This is a genomic window from Mesorhizobium sp. L103C131B0 (genome assembly GCF_000502275.1).
Taxonomy (GTDB): domain Bacteria; phylum Pseudomonadota; class Alphaproteobacteria; order Rhizobiales; family Rhizobiaceae; genus Mesorhizobium.
Window position 1 is genome coordinate 1 of sequence record NZ_AYXC01000030.1, and the last position, 16,808, is coordinate 16,808.

15 protein-coding genes are annotated in these 16,808 nt (G+C 60.3%); 3 read left to right on the forward strand and 12 right to left on the reverse strand.

From position 1 onward, the window contains the following. Positions 1-592: 592 nt before the first annotated feature. Complete coding sequence (locus tag X730_RS1000000169300; protein WP_348633135.1) at positions 593-688, forward strand: hypothetical protein; 96 nt, start codon at positions 593-595, stop codon at positions 686-688. 13 nt (positions 689-701) lie between these two features. Here the strand turns inward: X730_RS1000000169300 and ligD are convergent, their stop codons facing one another. The 12 genes from ligD to nanR form a co-directional block, all read right to left on the reverse strand. Beyond that, complete coding sequence (gene ligD, locus X730_RS137160) at positions 702-2,489, reverse strand: DNA ligase D (RefSeq protein WP_023827577.1); 1,788 nt, start codon at positions 2,487-2,489, stop codon at positions 702-704. A 96-nt stretch (positions 2,490-2,585) separates the two neighbouring features. Next, the gene (locus tag X730_RS137155) at positions 2,586-2,945 is read right to left on the reverse strand and encodes a DUF4112 domain-containing protein (protein ID WP_023827578.1); all 360 of its coding nucleotides are present in this window, start codon (positions 2,943-2,945) and stop codon (positions 2,586-2,588) included. Positions 2,946-3,000: 55 nt separating this feature from the next. Continuing rightward, a complete protein-coding gene (locus X730_RS137150; protein WP_023827579.1) occupies positions 3,001-3,495 on the reverse strand; it encodes a YidB family protein in 495 nt (164 codons plus the stop codon). Between the two features lie 440 nt (positions 3,496-3,935). Then, a complete protein-coding gene (locus X730_RS137145; RefSeq protein WP_031197436.1) occupies positions 3,936-5,909 on the reverse strand; it encodes a hypothetical protein in 1,974 nt (657 codons plus the stop codon). After that, positions 5,906-7,000 (reverse strand): sn-glycerol-3-phosphate ABC transporter ATP-binding protein UgpC, encoded by a 1,095-nt coding sequence (ugpC, locus tag X730_RS137140; protein ID WP_023827581.1) that lies wholly within the window; start codon positions 6,998-7,000, stop codon positions 5,906-5,908. The genes X730_RS137145 and ugpC overlap by 4 nt, the downstream gene beginning before the upstream one ends. A gap of 12 nt (positions 7,001-7,012) precedes the next feature. Beyond that, positions 7,013-7,861 carry a carbohydrate ABC transporter permease gene (locus X730_RS137135; RefSeq protein ID WP_023827582.1) on the reverse strand — a complete coding sequence of 283 codons (849 nt, stop codon included), beginning with the start codon at positions 7,859-7,861 and terminating at the stop codon, positions 7,013-7,015. Then, positions 7,861-8,859 carry a sugar ABC transporter permease gene (locus X730_RS137130; RefSeq protein WP_245260549.1) on the reverse strand — a complete coding sequence of 333 codons (999 nt, stop codon included), beginning with the start codon at positions 8,857-8,859 and terminating at the stop codon, positions 7,861-7,863. The genes X730_RS137135 and X730_RS137130 overlap by 1 nt, the downstream gene beginning before the upstream one ends. Positions 8,860-8,886: 27 nt before the next feature. Next, complete coding sequence (locus X730_RS137125; RefSeq protein WP_023827583.1) at positions 8,887-10,542, reverse strand: extracellular solute-binding protein; 1,656 nt, start codon at positions 10,540-10,542, stop codon at positions 8,887-8,889. Between the two features lie 120 nt (positions 10,543-10,662). Further along, on the reverse strand, positions 10,663-11,715 hold the full coding sequence (locus X730_RS137120) for an NAD(P)-dependent oxidoreductase (protein ID WP_023827584.1): 1,053 nt from the start codon (positions 11,713-11,715) through the stop codon (positions 10,663-10,665). Between the two features lie 14 nt (positions 11,716-11,729). Next, positions 11,730-12,506: an aldolase/citrate lyase family protein gene (locus X730_RS137115; RefSeq protein WP_023705665.1), complete on the reverse strand. Its 777-nt coding sequence runs from the start codon at positions 12,504-12,506 to the stop codon at positions 11,730-11,732. 47 nt (positions 12,507-12,553) lie between these two features. Beyond that, complete coding sequence (locus X730_RS137110) at positions 12,554-12,859, reverse strand: putative quinol monooxygenase (RefSeq protein WP_023669450.1); 306 nt, start codon at positions 12,857-12,859, stop codon at positions 12,554-12,556. Next, entirely contained in the window at positions 12,859-13,566 is a 708-nt protein-coding gene (nanR, locus tag X730_RS137105; protein ID WP_023689446.1) for a transcriptional regulator NanR, read from the reverse strand. Before nanR ends, X730_RS137110 begins: the two co-directional genes overlap by 1 nt. 1,101 nt (positions 13,567-14,667) lie before the next feature. Between nanR and X730_RS137100 the strand changes: the two genes are divergently transcribed. Both X730_RS137100 and X730_RS137095 read left to right on the forward strand, forming a co-directional pair. Continuing rightward, a complete protein-coding gene (locus X730_RS137100) occupies positions 14,668-16,305 on the forward strand; it encodes a methyl-accepting chemotaxis protein (protein WP_023705668.1) in 1,638 nt (545 codons plus the stop codon). Positions 16,306-16,328: 23 nt separating this feature from the next. Then, on the forward strand, positions 16,329-16,796 hold the full coding sequence (locus tag X730_RS137095) for a chemotaxis protein CheW (protein ID WP_031197438.1): 468 nt from the start codon (positions 16,329-16,331) through the stop codon (positions 16,794-16,796). Positions 16,797-16,808 lie beyond the last annotated feature (12 nt).

The following is a 16,808-nucleotide window of genomic DNA, read 5'->3' on the forward strand; positions in this document are numbered from 1 at the left end:
AAAATGTCTTTGACGGCAGCGCTGGCGGTCTTAACTTCAGTCTTGGTCATGGCGGCGTTCCTTCGCGGGAATCAGTGACGTGAACAATCACCAGCCTGCCATGACCGCCCCCTCTCAGCGAATTTGCAGAACTCTCAGCACACTACCAACTTTGGGCTCCCGGAGCGCAGCTTTGTCGCCTTCGTGGTCACCCCCCGCCATTTTGCTCACGATCCTCGTTAATAGCCCGGATGCGCATCTGAATCATCTGCGACCCGTCGGGGTTCCGACTGGCGTCGTAAAAAACCAAGAGGCCCGCAGGCAGGCTCGATCGGCGGTCAGCTATCCCGAACAGCAAACGAAATCACCCTCGCCTTTGGCCAACCAACTTTCGCCAGATCACCTTCGCAATGCCTGCGGCCCCAGTACGGTCGGACAGCCCGCGCCTCTGGCGGCCGAAGTGAGGCGCCGGGAACATACAACGTCGGTCGTTGTTTCTCTGATCAGGAGGAAAGATAATGGCAGACGATAAGAGCAAGCGTGATTTTCGAGATCGCAACCTGTATCAGTCGATGAAGATTATGAGGTTCGCTATTTCGCCAAACAGCATCGTATCGCGCCAGAACAGGTCCGCGAGCTAATCAGAGAACACGGCAACGACCGGAAGAGGCTCGAACGCGAGGCAAGAAAACGGGCTGATACCGGCTGATGGTCGCGACGCATCACGCGGCCTTTCGACGAGCGGGTTTGAAAGGCTGCGCGAACGTGAAAACGTCTGGCCGGATGCCCGCCTCGACTTGCTTCCATGTGACCGGGTGGGCAATTGGGAAGCCGGGCCGCGCTCGCGGGGAAAAAGCGCCTATTGCGGTATTGCCCCGTCCGTTGCGGAGATAGTCGAGAAAGATCCGGCCTCCTCGGGCTGCGGGGTCAGCTGACAACAGGTATCGGTCAGGATCGGTATCAACCAGACGGTGGGCGAGCGACTTGGCCAGTTTCCGGGCGCTGTCATGGGTCATCTTCGCAACGAGCGGGGCCATCAAGTGGATGCCTTTGCCGCCAGTGACCTTTGGCCAGCTCTCCAAGCCTGCCGCTTCCAAGATGCCCCGTAGCGCCAGCGTGGCCTCGATCACATCGTCCCATGGAACGCCTTCTCCGGGATCGAGGTCGAGGACGAGCCGGTCCGCATGTTCGATGTCATCAATCGTCGCGTTCCACGGATGAAGCTCAACGGCATCCATCTCGACCAAGCCAAGCAGACCATCCATGTCATCTATCCATACCCGAATGCCTTCGCCGCCTTCGCGCTTTTGAACCCGGAGCTGATGTACGGACGCCGGTATCCGAGGTAGCGGTCCCTTGTGATAGAAGGTTGCGCCGGAGGCGTGGCGGACCAGCTTCAGCGGTCGCCGAACGAGATGAACTGGAGCTTGATCAGCGACCCGCCGCCAATAGTCTGCCAGCTCTTCCTTGGAAGGTGCAACCGCATCGGGTAGCAGCTGGAGAATGTTCTCGCGCGGGACGCCGTGTTGGCCTTCCGACCTCCGCTTGGACGGCGATGGAGGCTTGGACGGCGATGGAGGCTTGGGCGGGATTGCCTGAAGGTCCTCGCGGAGTCCCTTGAAGACCGCCTCACGCAAGATGCCCCGGTCCGACACGCCACTGAATTGCACCTCGGCAAGAACGTCTGGTTCGACCCATGTCGCCTTGGGCTTCTTGATCGGCTCCGACAGCGGTGACTTGGCGATTACAAGCGGATCAAGCCGCTCCCTAACGCGCCGGGCTGCGTCCAGCGTATAGCCGGTCTGGGCCTTCCCGGCATAAAGCAGCCGGTCGCCCTCTCGCCTGCCGATGTACAACGATGCGATGCGGCGCGGCTGCGCGCCAAGTTTCTCGACGAAAGCCACGATTCGAAAAGTGTCGCTCTTGACACATTTGACCTTGACCCAACTGGTCTGGACGCCCGAGCGGTAGTGAGCATCCGCTCGCTTCGATACGATTCCCTCTATGCCCATCCGGCAGGCATGGTCGAACATATCCTTGCCGTTCACCTCCAGATGCTCGGCATAAGTCAGGGTTGGCTCGGTTTCGGTCAGCAGCTTCTTCAGCGCAGCCTTGCGCTTCACCAACGGTTGTTCCCGTAGATCACGGCCATCGAGGTACAGGAGGTCGAAAGCGTAGAGAGTCATCCGCAGCGAACTTGGGTTGCCCAGCTCCCGTTCCAGGGCTTGATAGTCCGGCAGGCCGGTGTCGCCCAGGACGACAGCTTCACCATCGATGATAGCGGATTTGACCGGCAGGCTTGCCGCGGCCTGAACAATCCTCTTGTAACGGTGGGACCAATCGTAGCCGCGACGCGTGAATGCTCGCGCCTTTCCGCCTTCAACGACCAGCTGCGTCCTGTAGCCGTCATATTTGATCTCGTGAAGCCAATCTCCGCCTTCGGGAGCTTTCTCGACCAGTGTGGGCGATTGGAACTCGATGAACGAAAGCCGGTCAATGGCACTGGTCATATGCTCGCGACTCCAGGAATCGCGACTCAAGCCCCAGCGCCCCTGTCGGTTCCGAGCCTTTTAGAAGAATTGCATCGCGACGATTGGTTATCCGCCTCACTTGTTGATGTGACGGCGCAGCAGAGTGACGTTGCGATTGTTCGCCTTAAAATAGACGTCGAAGATCGAGCCGAGAATTGGGACACTTCCTACGAGCGTATCCAGCAGCACGTTGCCTAGCATGCGAGCGACCAACCCATTTCCGGCACCGACGTTTCGAGCTCGCAAGACGATGTAGGCCGAGACAATGCCCGTCGCCGCATCTCCGAGTACGGGGACCAGACCTACGAGCGCATCCAGTCCAAAACGAATTGATGTGCCTGGAATGCGCCAGCGGGAATCGAGTAGCGCGGCCAATAGATCCAACTCGGCAAGTACGTTTGCTGTATGACCACCGTGACCGCCCTGCCCGATCATGCCAACTCGCGCGCCAGTACGATTTAGTATCTCTCCCTGATGGATAGCCGTCACCTTAGATATCGCTTTGACCGCCTGAATTCGCTTGCGTCCTGTGCGATGGCACGTCGTCGAGCAAGGTCGTCTCACCGGAGCTTTTCGGCGCCTCAACGGGCAACTCACCAGTAGGCGTCATCTTGCTGACGGCCTCAGGCAAATCTCGCGTGATCCGGCTTATGAGCTCCTCGCGCGAAAGGCCGGTCTGCATCGAGAGGGAAGTCAGGGTGTCTTCGTCTATGGCTGCTTCCACCTCGCTTGGCTGGATCGGCTCGTTCGGCCCGGTGCCTACCCACGAATCGACCTTCGATCCGGCGCCCGCCCCTCTGAACCGGTCGAGAATATCGCCAAGCGCGGTCCCCGAAACGCCTTTTGAAAGCTGATCCAGAATCCCGCCTTGCGGATCATTTGGGTTGCGATCACCCGCTCCACGGATCATGTCGCCGAGCTTGTCGCGATTTTGGTATGCCAAGACGCCGAGCATCGCGATCGCCAATTTTCCCAGGTTAGCCATTGGTACCTCCACTGTTCAATGGACAAGGGCTCAACATCACAAAAGTTCCGACCGGCGACGATCTAATTGAATAAGGGCTGGCGTATCGACACAGAGGTGAGCGGTGCTCCTAACCGGCTTGTTTCCGTTTGCGGTGCGGCTTCGGCCTCGCAGAACGTTGATCGTGCAAAGCTCGTTGCCTGCCTGATCGCGCATGCGCACTAACCATCCGGCCATATCGTCATCGCCCAGATCAGCCAACAGGCCAATTACGCAACGGATCGCTTCGGCGCGAGCGGCCTCAAAACTTGGCGTCTCGGCAGGCGGAACCTGGCGAGCCTGGTCGCCGTCGCGATAGTAGAACGTATAAGCGAGATGGATCCCACGCGCTGCCTTAGAGTATGGAACTACCACCCTCATCCTTGACGGGGGTTTGGCCAAACAGCGAACATCGGCTAGGCCTAAGACGATCGATCGAGGTCGACTCGCGCGACGGCGTAGGCGCCAAGCGAGATGCTTTGATCATCCAGCGGTCTTGCGGAACTTTCCATGAAGTCGGGATCGGTTGCCGCCCGCTCGAACTGCTCGGCGCCGAGAAGAGCAATGCGGGCGCTGCTCGGCGAATCCGAAAGCCGCACAGATTGCGTCTTGGCGGTAAGGTTAGCGACCCACAGGGTCACGCGGCGATCTTTTTCAGCCGCGATCGTCACGACGCCGTCACAGCCGGAAGTTCCTACGGACAGCAAGGTGGCTCCGCCGATCTTTGAGAGACCAGCCAAGACATGGAAAGCGGGATAGACCGTTGGGCCATCCTGCTGGTCATACCATGGCTGCATGAAATCAGCCTTCCTATGGATTTGGCCAAAGGGGCCGGCGAAGTCACCGAACGCGACGGCCTCGATTCCTTCGCGAGCGCAGGCCGCGAAATATCCGACAGTCCAAGCCGCATTGAACAGCCCGCGCTGACGAGGATCAATGCGCGATAGACAGACGCGAGCGTTCGCTTCATTCGGCGCAGTGGATTTTCCGTATGGGTTCTCACGGCAGCCGAGCTGGATGGGACCGATACGCAGTGGCAAGCGTTCCCCCATGAAAGCATGCGCGGAGCGGATTAGATGGGGGATTGCCTGAAGTGTCTCCATCACCGAGACATCATCTGCGGCGTGCACGCTTGGACAGGTGGTGAAGGTCACGTAGTCGAGCGCTTCGGCTGGCGGACGCTTGCGGTTGAGTTCGGTGAAGTAAGCGGCCATGCCGCCGCCCAGCGCGATGCCCGGGAAAGCCCGGCGAGCGGCGGAGTAGCTTTCGTGGAAGCTGGGCATAGTCGGCCACGGTGCTCCCGGCTGTACGGATATCATGTCCTGCGCCGGAAAGACGGAGACAGCTTCTAGTTTGAGGCCGAGTGAGTGGACAGCATCCGCGACCGGCGCCAATTCGCCGAATGGATCGCGCGTGCCCTTGGTGATAATCTCGAGGACCACGCCAGCGCCGGTCAGCCGTGCGAGCGCGGCGTAGCTTTCTAGTTCGTCCTGGCCGTGTGCGATCCGGAGATCGACCTGGCAGACCATCCACTGCGGAGCCATTCGTGGTAGGAGCTCGGGGGTTTCGAGCGCGTGCTTTGCCTCGTCGGCGGCGACGCCGACGCCAGTGCGGGGCACTCGGCCGACCGGTCCGCCGATCGTCAGGTTGATGAGTGGATTGCGATTTTCAGACGTCCCGGCAGGGAGCGTTCCTGACACGTGAAGCCGGACGGCCTGCGTGAATTTCTGGCCCTTGGGCAGTCTGTAAGGCCACGGGCGACGCAGAGGGCGGACATATGTTTTATAGGAGGCGTCAGACCAATTGCGTTGGTCCTCCATCTCAAAGGCATCACCCTCCATGGTGCATGTCGCCCAGATCCCAGGCGCGATCTCGTGCGACAACGCCCGGATGTCGGTGAACGGACATTTTGGATCGATGTGGTCCGGAAAGAACGATAGCTCGTCGTGACCATCCTCATGCAGCACCTTTATCGGCTTGCCGGCTAAGCCCTCGATCGGATGAAGGACGACGAAGCCGGTCCGATTCGTCAAAAGGTCAGTCTCGGGCTCTGCCTCCGCCACAAACGACAGCGCACCATCGCCACTGCCTGAGACGCGCGCCCGGTAAATCAGGCGGCCGGATGTTGCGGCAAATGTTGCACGGTATTCAATGGCGAACGCATCCGGCCTCTCGTCGATCCGCAGATCATCGAGAACGGTGGTACATGTTCCCCAGTTTTCGTCCCGTACAAGAAACGAGATTCCGCGCAAGACCTCGATCGTCCCGATGCGGATGTAACGCAAGGCGCCATTGTCGAACGCGACCGACAAGGATCCGGCGCGCAGTGTGCGCAGCGGTGCCTCGAGCTGTTCGGTGCCACACAAGCGGACTGCCAGGGAAGCTGTCGAGGTCAAATTGCGCGCTCCGTCGTGGCGTCGAAGATCGAGGCCCGGTTCATGTTGATGTCGATCGCAAGCTTCTCGCCCGGACGGCTGACATCGTGCGCCTGCAGCTCAGCCATCACCGGCGCGCCGGCCAGTCGGAATGTCGCGTAACTGCGCGAGCCGGTCGGCTGCAGCAGGTCGATCGTTGCCTCATAGCGAAACGTGCCCTGCTCCGGCATGGCAGTGTGCGCACGGGTGAGGTGTTCTGGCCTCAACCCGAGCAGCACCTGCTGTCCGTCCACGACGCCCTTCAGCCCCCTGCCGCGCGCTAAAGGCAGCAGTGCATCCGCGAGCCGGATGGCAGCGGCGCCTGCGTCCAAGGCAAGGGTACCTGGCAGGAAGCTCATCCGCGGCGAACCCAGGAACCCAGCGACGAACGTTGAGGCCGGGTGCTCGAACAACTCGAGTGGCGCGCCCTGCTGCTCTATCAACCCGTCGCGCATCAGCACGATGCGGTCAGCCAACGTCATCGCTTCGATCTGGTCATGGGTGACGTAGATCATCGTTGTCGCAATGTCCTGGTGAAGGCGTTTGATTTCGCCGCGCATTTCGTCGCGAAGCTGTGCGTCGAGGTTGGACAGCGGCTCGTCGAACAAAAAGATGCGGGGGTTGCGGACTATGGCGCGGCCGATGGCGACGCGCTGGCGCTGGCCGCCGGATAATTGGCGCGGAAAACGCCCCAGCAAGGGAGTGATGCCAAGCATGCGTGCCGCCTCGGCCACGCGCACCTCGACCTCTGGCTTCGGCATCTTGCGAGCCTTGAGGCCGAAGCCAATGTTCTTGGCCACGCTCATATGCGGATAGAGCGCATAATCTTGAAACACCATTGCCACGTCGCGATCGCGCGGCCGGAAATCATTGACCACCTCGCCGCCGATCTCGATCGTGCCTTCCGATATCTCCTCCAGGCCGGCGATGGTCCGGAGCAGCGTGGACTTGCCGCAGCCGGACGGTCCAACCAGAACGGTGAACTGGCCGTCGCGAATGTCCAGGTCAATGCCGCGCACGGCATGGAACGCGCCGTAGCGCTTGTGCAAGCCGGTAATTTTGACTTCGGCCATGCGGGAGCTTTCCTAACCGCGAACGGCGCCGAGCGTCAGCCCGCGCACCAGATGACGTTGAGCAAGGACCCCAAGGGCGATCGATGGCACAAGGGAGACGATGGCAAGGGCCGCGGCTTCGCCATATTGCGCGCCCTGGAAGCCGATGAAGGCGCGGAAGACCGTTGGCAGTGTAAAGGCAGTTCGGCTGGTCAAGATCAGAGCGAAGAAGAACTCCGTCCAGCATGCAATGAAGGCGAAGACAGCCGCCGCGACGATGCCCGGTGCTGCGAGCGGCACGGCAACGCGCCAGAACGCCTCCCATCTCGTGCAGCCATCGACGAGGGCCGCCTCCTCCATCGACTTGGGCATGCCGCGGAAATAAGCAAACATCATCCAAACGGACACCGGCAGCGTGAAGACCGTATAGGCGATGATCAGGCCGACATGAGTGTCGTAGAGCCCGACCTGGCGATAGATCAGGAACACCGGCAGCACGATCCCGATCGGCGGCAAAAAGCGCTGCGACAGCACCCAGAAAGACAGATGCTTGCCGCCGGTGTCGTAGCGCGCCAGGCTATAGGCCATCAGCGTGCCGAGCAGCGCCGAAAGCACCGTGGCCGAAAGCGAAATAATCAGGCTGTTGATGAGCCCGTCGAGACCACGATAGGCGAACAGCGCAGCTTTGTAGTGGACAAGCGTCGGAGCGGCGGGGAACCAGACAGGCGGTACGGTGAGGTAGTCGTCGCTGGGCTTGATGGAGGTGTTGAACATCCAGTAGAGCGGCCACAGCACGAACACCAGGAAGAACCCCAGCAGCAGAATTCGGCCGATCGGCAACGACCGGCGTTTCCTGCGGCGGGCGGGCGCGACGGCGGCCATCAGACCGGTTCCACCTTCAAGAGCCGACGCACCAGCAACGTCACGATGAGCGCCGTAAAGATCAGGAACAGCCAACTTCCTGCTGTTGCCTGCGACAGATGAAACTGCGTGAAGCCTATGGTATAAAGATAATAGGAGGCCGTGTAGGTTTGTGTTCCCGGGCCACCCCCTGTCATGATGAAAATGGTATCGAACATACGGATTGCGTCGAGCAGACGGAAGGTCAGCGCCAGCAGCATCATCGACCCGAGATGCGGGAGCGTGATCGCCCAAAAAACCTGCCAGGCGTTGACGCCGTCGAGTTCTGCCGCCTCATAGAGATTGGGTGGGATTGCGGTCAGCCCGGCGAGCAGGATGACGAACATGAACGGCGTCCACTGCCAGACATCGGCGATGATCAGCGAGACGTAGAGCCACGGGCGCTCCGTCATCCAGCCGATCGTAACCTCCTGCCCCAATAGTTGCGTCAGGACATAGTTGGTCGGTCCAAAAGGCCGCTGTAAGAGCAGCGTCCAGGCTTGGCCAACGATGACCGGGCTGATGAACAGCGGCACGATCAGGATCGACATGATCACACCGCGGCCCGGAAAGCTGCGCACCATTGTCAGCGCCACCAGGAGGCCGAGAACGAACTCTATAGCGACGCTGATGCCCGACAGCGATGCTGTCAGCAACAGCGACCAACGTGCTACGGGATCGAACACGACCCGCTCGAAGTTCTTCAATCCGACAAAGGCGTGGCCCGGCACCTGGAAGTCGTAGTTGATGAAGGATACCACCAGCGAGAACAGAAGCGGATAGATCGACAGTGCCAATATCAGCAGCACAGCGGGGGCGACCAGCAGCCACTTGAAATGACGGTCAGCCCATTGGGCAAAGGCAGACAGCCGGGGCGGTGCGCCGGCGGCCTTCAAATGGCGGATCGTGGCTGTGGGCTGCATAGGCGTATCCAATCGCCGCTTAGCGGGGAGGTGTTGCGAGCCAAGCGCCCGCAACACCAATTGCTCCAGAGAGTCCGCCTCCCTTCAGAGGGTGACCGCCATGCCAAGTTTTTCCACCGTGTTGTCGGCGGTGGCGCCAGGCAGTTTCAAGAACTCGGTGTAGAAGCCCTTCTGCGAATCCACACCCAGTCGGTCGGTCGTCTCGTTCCACTCGGCGGCCGCCGTTTCAAGCGACGCCTTCGGATCCGCACCAGCCCACACCGCCGTGCACATGCGATCGATGCTCAAGAAGTAGTCCTGCGCGCCTGGCATGATCGGGTCGAGCAGACCGACGTTTGCCGAGTTGTTGAGGTTGGCAAGGTACTCCTTGGCACTCGGGAAGAGCGCTCCGTAGAGCTCGGACTTGAAGTGCGAGATGCGGTACGGGTCGCGTAGCGCGTAGGGCAGCATGCAACGTGCCAGCGAGACGGGTGGCGAGCATACCCACTGCATGAACAGATACGCCGCCTCAGGGTTGGGCGAGTCGGCCGACAGTGCCTTGTTGTAGCCGGTGGCATGTTCCGGATTTCCCGGAACCACGGCATAGCCGACCTTGCCGGCGATTTGGGACTGCGGAATGAAGTTGATTGCCGTGGCCGACTGCGAATAGTTCGCCGCCATACGGCCGCTAGGAGGCCAGGAATAGATCATCGCGACTTTGCCGGTCAGGAAAGCCGCCCACAAGGAGACGGCGTCGAGCTCGTTGTTGCCGGGGATCGAGGCCTTGTTTGCGGCGAGCATGTTTGTCAGCGTCTTGACGCCGGCATCCGAAACCAAACCTGCCTTCATGTCGTCGCCGAAGAGTTTTCCGCCGTTGGCCCGGTACTGCTGCAGAAAGTCGAACTGATTGCCGGGGCTGCCCGCCTTGCGGAAATGTCCCGCGCCATAGACCTTTGGCGCCATCTGGTCGGTGATGAACTGGGCGATCTGGGCATATTCTTCCCATGTCTTGGGCGGCCCAAGCTTGGCGTTGAACTTCGCCTGGTAAGCCTCCATCATTTTCGGATCCTCGAAAATGTCCTTGCGGTAGTAGAGAGCGAACATGTCGCCGTCGTCGAAGAACCCCCAGATCTTGCCCTTGTAGGTCGGCAGCGCCTTGTACAGGGGATGATAGTCCTCGAGGTCCGCCGGGTTCATGTATTTGGCGATGTAGTCGTCTAGAGGGGCGATGACGCCGCCATCGGCTAGCGACGGCGTCCAGGCCGGCGAGATGTCGAGGACGTCATAGGCACCCGAGCCGGCGATGTGCTCGGCGACCGCCTTGGAGTACTGGTCCGGGTTCGACAGCTCGACGACATTCGACTTCATCCCGGTAAGCTGCTCCCACATCGGCCCACTGAAATTGCGCGGGTCGAGTGCCTGCAGGCCAGCCTCGTAGGTCATGTTGAGGGTGACGCCCGAATGCGCCTTGGCCGCCTCCGCCGCGCGAAAGGCGGAACCGTCCGCAGGCCCTTCCTTCGATGCTTTCAGGGCTGCGGCCTGCGCCTGGCCGAGCGGCGACGTGGCGTCCGCCAATTCCAATGTTTGCTGCGCCAGCGCCCAATCGGTCATCATCCCCAGCAGCGGGCCGGACACGGCCAACATGCCGGTCATCTGACCGAAGCGGGTGATGAAAGTTCGGCGGGTGGTTTCGCCGCGCATGAAGGCGTCGACCTCTGCTTCGAGGCCTGCCTGAAAGTCATGTTTTTCACGATCGTTCATAGTGCTTGGTCCTCCCATTTTCCTTTTGCTTCACTCGTCCGCCGGCGCAGCGGTCAAGCATTTCCTCCCGTAAGGTCGCCGCAAACAGGCCGCGGCGGCGCGCCGAAAATCAGTGTCCTCCTAGGTTCCAAAGCGGGCGGCGAGCCCAGACAGCCTGGTCTTCCACAGCTCGCTCGAAAGCACCTCGCGATTGACCACGCCGCGCGGCTCGCGACCGCGCTGCACCTCCATTACCGCTTTGACGTCCGCGGCACCGTTGCCGGCAAAGCACTGGTCGGTCCAGCAAAGCGCGTGCGGCGCCAGGATGACATTGTCGAGTTTGAGGATCGCATCGTCTGCGGCGGGAGGCTCTTGTTCCAGCACGTCGAGACCGGCGCCGGCGATGCGGCGCTCCTGCAGTGCTTGCGTCAGCGCTTTCTGGTCGACGATCAGGCCGCGCGCGGTGTTGATCAGGTAAGCTGTCGGCTTCATCAGGGCGATCCGCTCGGCATTGACGATGTGGTGGGTCTGGGGCGACAGGGGGCAACTCACCGACAGCACGTCGGCGCGGCGAAACAGATCCTCCAGCCCTACCAGCTCGACGCCCAGGTCGGCAGCGACCCCCTTGTCGGCAAACGGGTCATGGGCGATGAATTGCATGTCAAAGGGCTTCGCCAAGCGGAAGACCTCGGCACCGATGTTGCCGATGCCCAGCGACCCAAGCGTACGCCCGACGAGGCCGACCCCCATATGTTCGGAGCGCTTCTCAAAACCAACAGACCCTTTGCGGGTGAGCGCGTCCTTTGTCAGCAGCTTGCCGGTCAGCGCCAGCATGAAGGTGACGACGGATACGGCGACGGGCCGTCGCACGCCATCGGGCGTGATGACCAAGGCAATACCGGCTGCGGTGCATGCCTCAACGTCGACAGTGTCGTAGCCGACCCCGAAGCGGGCAACGACGGCCAGGCGGCCGCTCCTGGGGACACTCGTGGCATCGAAACGATGGGCGAGGAGGATCAGCGCATCGAAATCCTCAAGTTGGTCGGCGCGAAGCGGACTGTTTGACTCCAGGAACACCATCTCGACACCTGTCGCATTGCGCAGCGGCTCCAGATCGAAATCTGGGTAGGTCGGCGAGCCGTCCGGCCTGCGGAAATCACCGGAAAGCGCCACCCTGAATTTCACGCTGTCCATCGTCTCCTCCGCTCCTATTGGCACCCGGCCCGGATCTTGGAAACCGCGTCGGCGATCGCGTCGTGCAGGACCCAAACGTCGCCTGAATAACAAATAAAATCGAAGCCCTGTGCGTAGAACTCGTGTCCCTGGGCGACGTTGGGCACCAAGCGTCCAAGCGATTTGTTGTGCTTCTTGGCGGCGGCAACGATTTTGGCCATTGCAGCAGTGAAAGTGGGGTGGGCGAAGTCGCCAGGAATGCCGAGCGAGACGGACAGATCGAAATGTCCGACCCACAGACAATCGACCCCGTCCAGTCCCGCGATGCCGTCAATGTTCTTGACGCCGTCGGCGGTCTCGATCAGGCAGATGAACGTCGAGCGCTTGTTGGCGGCCTCGAATTTGTCAGCGACCGAGCCCGGACGGTAACGGTCATGAGCGATCTGCAGCGCCACGCCGCGGGCGCCGGCAGGGTGGTATTTCATGGAGTTGATGATGTGCTGCGCCTGTTCGACGCTGCTCACCATCGGCGCGATCAGGCCTTCGGCGCCCATGTCCATGGCGCGGGCGAGGAAATGGTAGTCCTGCGATGGCACACGAACCATCACCGGCAGATCGGCCGCCTCGAAATAACGGATCGCACTCTTCAGCGTTTCCAAGTTAAATCCCGAATGCTCCATGTCGAAAAAGACGAAATCGCAGCCAGCGGACTTCAGGATGTGACCGATTCCCGGCGTGGCGAACTCGGCGACGAGCGTACCGAGCTTGACCCGCCTGTGAGAAGCTAACGCCCTGAGACTTGGCTCCGACATGCACTTCCTCCCGTTCGCCCCAATGGGCCAATCCGCCTATGTTCGCTTCAATGCGTGGCTTCAAGAACGAGGTCGCAGGTCGTCACCAACTTGGTCACGACGAGCGGCGCGCTCTGCGTATTGAATTCGTCGAAATGAGCGGTGCGGCAGTGGTCCTCGAATGCGGCCTCGCTATCGTAAATCTCATAGAGCAGGACCCGATCCAGTTCGCCGCGCGCCTCCGTCACGTCAAAGCGGCGACAGCCGGCCTCGGTGCGCATCGAGGCGGTCGCATTGGCGTCGACAAGTTCTCGGAATCTGTCCCGGGCACCAGGCCTCAGGCGGAAATCGACCCAGACGACAAATCCGGTCATCACTTGGGCCTCGCAAGTTGCAGATACCGCTTGGCCACATATTCGAGATGGCTGCGCATGGCCGTCTCTGACGCGTCTGGATCGCGCGCGGCGACGGCCTCGAAGATTTCGCGATGAGCCTGGTAAGCCTTGCGGTCTTCACCCTTGGCCAATGTGGTGCGACGCTGTTCGAGCAACCATTCAGCCAAGGCCGCGTGAATAGCTGTAAAGATCCGATTGCGGGTGATTACCGCCAGCACGTAATGGAAGTCTACGTCCGTGCGCTCGAAGCGCGCCAGATCGCCGATCGACTGCCGGTTGAGTTCGAGCGCCTCCTTGAGGCTCTCAATGTCTTCCGGGGTAGCATGCACAGCGGCGTTGCGGGCAAGACCGACCTCGAAAAACAAGCGCGCGCTCTGGAAGTCGTGAACCCCTCCCGGCGCCGAAATCATGTGCCGAGCCGGCCCTGAAAGGGCGTCAATCACGAATTGAGGAGTGGGTCGAGTGACGCGGGCACGCTCCCCCGATTTTACCTCGACAAGGCCCATTTTGCTCAGATGCAGCAGCGCCTCACGGATGGAAGGCCGCCCTACCCCGAACTGCCGCATGAGTTCCCGTTCAGATGGGAGACGGTCGGCTTCGGCCAACTCTCCCTCTCGGATCATCCGTTCGAGGTGCGCTGCCACCTCGTCCGAAAGCTTCCGCTGCTTGATCAGAACTCCGATCATGTGGCATACCTGTTATACCAATCAGGTACGTTATGATCCCATAGCACCCCTTGTCAACGAGATCTAAGCATCCGGTGGCAGCCCTTAAAGCGACTCCGTCGTTGTCCAGGCGTCCTTTGCGACGCCTTCAATGTCTTCACGAAGATTTCAGTAACTTGAGGGAGAGCGAGCACAATCTGCTCGGTGTTCCGATCGGGAACGGTCTTCGAACCCTGGGTCGGTGGTCAGTCTGAACCTGCGGTGTGGACCCCAGAGTGCCACCGGGCCGTGTGCTGGCCGAGACCTACCCAACCGCCTGCTTATGAGCTGGGACATGAGCCCTCGATGGCAAGTAGACCTCGACCTGAGCAAGATCAGCGAATGGAAGCGGGTTCACAGCCGAGGCGGAAAACGCGAACTCTCGCTGCTGGACCCCTTTGGCAATACGCCTGCTCCATCTCGTAATCTTTTTCCCCGCCGCAATGTCGCAAAGGAAGGGATTGTCGGGTTAGTCCCCTCTACGCTCCAGAGCGCTCGTCACGTTGTGCTCATCCTTGTGCGGTTGGCGGCCGCCGCTTGAGGATGCGCATTTGAAACTGTCTCAAGATCATTTTAGTCCTGAGGGGCCTCAGGCGGGGGCGCTTGCCATTTAGTTATCGTCACCTGCGCATGTCGAACCCGTACTCGGCGCCAATCTACGCGCTGGCCAGTTTGCGACATGTGGTTTCGGCGATCCGCTTTCAGTGCGACGATCATGCTGGACGGCTGATATGAGGCGCGTTCCCGCCTGGCAGCTTAGGGGCAGCAAGCAGGACGTCGGCTTTCTTGCCTCGACCTGGCCTAAGCAGTCATTCAATTCGTGGCCTCAAGCAGCTCGTCCACGCTCCTCCTGACGCGGCGTGCCATCCAGCCGATCTCGGGCTGATGTGCGTGGACGGCAGTCGTCCTTTGACCACCGCTTCTGGCGGCGCCGATTGGCGAGCCGCCTCGCCATCATTAGCTATGGAACGGAAAAGAAACCATTCAGCATCAGACTACCGCTTTTCGACGCACCTTTTCGAATATGTCGGAACGAGCGCTTGTCGCGCAGCCCACGATGCCCCCCATTGGTGAACCGGTTCCATGAAGAGTCTGACAATACGCCACCGCATCCTCGTCAGTTTCGCAGCCGTTCTGGTGGTCATGTCCGTGATAGCCCTCATCGCGTACGCCTGGTTTCTTCAGGCGGGGGAGGAGGCGACTGAGGTCGAGAAGGGCATCCTTCCGGACCTTTATCACAGTACCGAGATCATGACGGGCCAGATGGCGGCCCATAGTCTGCTTCAGGAATATGCCCTTCAGGACAACCCGTCAGACAGAAGCACGGTTGCAAACGCGATCACGACCAATCGCAACCAGGTGCAGCGGTCGATGGACGACTATGAGGCAACGATCGTCTCCGATATCGACAAGCAGAATTATGCAGCCGTCAAACAACTCGCCAACCAATTCCGTCTGGCTGAAACTGCTGTGCTGGAAACAAGCCGGGCTGCCTTGTCGAAAGGTGAAACTCCCAATGAAAGCCCAGCTATCAAGAACGAAGTAGAGCCGATCTTTGTAAAATTGCAGTCCGCTCTGCAGGCCATGGTTGAGGATCACAGAGGCGAGGCAAACAGCGCGACGCAGCGGATCAGCTCGATCGTCAGAACGGCCGAAGTCGGTTTGAGCGTTGGCTTGTTGATAGCCCTCGGGCTAGCCCTTCTTTTGGGTTACCAGCTGTTTCGCGCCATTACAGGTCCGCTCACCCGTTTGGTCGACGCGGTTCAATTGATGCGGCAAGGCGACTTCAGCGAACGGCTCGATCTGAGGCGCCGAGACGAATTCAGCGTGCTTGCCGACGGCTTCAACGCAATGGCGGACGATCTCACAACCCTCATTGGTCAGGTTCAAAGGTCCAGCATACAGGTCGGCACGTCGATAACTGAGATCGCCGCCACCTCCAAGCAACAGCAGGCAACTGCGACTGAAATCGCAGCGACCACAACAGAAATCCGAGCGACAGCCAAGGAAATCTCCGCCACATCAAACGAACTGGTCCGCACGATGAACGAGGTCTCCACAGTTGCCGAACAAACCGCTGCCGTGGCTGGCGGGGGGCAAGCGGGGCTGACCCGTATGGAAGAAACCATGCAGCAGGTCATGGAAGCGGCTGGCGCGATCAATTCCAAACTGGCGATCCTGAGCGAGAAAGCCGGCAGCATCAATCAGGTGGTGACGACCATCACCAAAGTGGCCGATCAGACGAACCTGTTGTCGCTCAACGCTTCCATTGAGGCGGAGAAGGCAGGCCAATATGGCCGGGGTTTTGCAGTGGTGGCGACGGAAATCCGAAGGCTCGCGGACCAGACAGCTGTCTCCACCTACGATATCGAGCAAATGGTCAAGGACATCCAGTCGGCAGTCGCGGCCGGGGTGATGGGCATGGACAAGTTTTCCGAGCAGGTCCGTCGGGGTATGCAGGACATCCAGCAGGTCGGCGGGCAACTCTTCGAGATCATTCAGCAGGTTCAGGGGCTGGTGCCACGTTTCGAAGTCGCCAATGAAGGCATGCAAGCACAGGCGACCGGCGCGGGGCAGATCAGCGACACGCTAACCCAGCTAAGCGAGGCAGCTCAGCAAACAGTCGAGTCCCTTCAGCAATCGACGCTCGCGATCGACGAGCTCAATCAAGTCTCAGGCGGCATGCGAAGTAGCATATCGAGGTTCAAGCTACGAGCATAGCGAGCCGGCAGTAGGAGGTGACAATGCTATTCCTCGCCTTCAACATGGGTCCGGATCGCTACTTGATCGATGTCCACAAAATTGAAGAGGTGCTGCCCTATATCGACGTGAAAGTTCTTCCGGGTGCGCCAAATGGTGTGGTGGGTTTGGTCAGCTATAACGGAATACCCATCCCCCTGATCGATGTCACCCTTCTTGCGCTTGGCCGACCATCGGAGCGCCTGTTGAGCACCCGGATCGTTGTGACGCGCTATCCGGCGGATGATGGCGAGCGACGCCTGCTGGGGCTGATCGCGGAACGGGTGACGGATACGATCGAGCGAGACCCGAGCGATTTCGCGCCGTTCGGACTGGAACCAGGAACCCCGCCCTATCTTGGGCCGGTGGCTTCCGATGGTTTGGAGATCATTCAGTGGGTCAAAGTGGAAGCGCTGCTTTCGGAAGAGATTCGTACCGCTTTGCTCCGCCAGGCGGCAATAGGTGATCAATGACCGGAGCAATAG

Bases quoted from the DNA above. Each gene is read 5' to 3' on its own strand.
- ligD (WP_023827577.1), bottom strand. From the start codon at position 2,489: ATGACCAGTGCCATTGACCGGCTTTCGTTCATCGAGTTCCAATCGCCC.
- X730_RS137155 (WP_023827578.1), bottom strand. From the start codon at position 2,945: ATGATCGGGCAGGGCGGTCACGGTGGTCATACAGCAAACGTACTTGCC.
- X730_RS137150 (WP_023827579.1), bottom strand. From the start codon at position 3,495: ATGGCTAACCTGGGAAAATTGGCGATCGCGATGCTCGGCGTCTTGGCA.
- ugpC (WP_023827581.1), bottom strand. From the start codon at position 7,000: ATGGCCGAAGTCAAAATTACCGGCTTGCACAAGCGCTACGGCGCGTTC.
- X730_RS137135 (WP_023827582.1), bottom strand. From the start codon at position 7,861: ATGGCCGCCGTCGCGCCCGCCCGCCGCAGGAAACGCCGGTCGTTGCCG.
- X730_RS137125 (WP_023827583.1), bottom strand. From the start codon at position 10,542: ATGAACGATCGTGAAAAACATGACTTTCAGGCAGGCCTCGAAGCAGAG.
- X730_RS137120 (WP_023827584.1), bottom strand. From the start codon at position 11,715: ATGGACAGCGTGAAATTCAGGGTGGCGCTTTCCGGTGATTTCCGCAGG.
- X730_RS137115 (WP_023705665.1), bottom strand. From the start codon at position 12,506: ATGTCGGAGCCAAGTCTCAGGGCGTTAGCTTCTCACAGGCGGGTCAAG.
- X730_RS137110 (WP_023669450.1), bottom strand. From the start codon at position 12,859: ATGACCGGATTTGTCGTCTGGGTCGATTTCCGCCTGAGGCCTGGTGCC.
- nanR (WP_023689446.1), bottom strand. From the start codon at position 13,566: ATGATCGGAGTTCTGATCAAGCAGCGGAAGCTTTCGGACGAGGTGGCA.
- X730_RS137100 (WP_023705668.1), top strand. From the start codon at position 14,668: ATGAAGAGTCTGACAATACGCCACCGCATCCTCGTCAGTTTCGCAGCC.
- X730_RS137095 (WP_031197438.1), top strand. From the start codon at position 16,329: ATGCTATTCCTCGCCTTCAACATGGGTCCGGATCGCTACTTGATCGAT.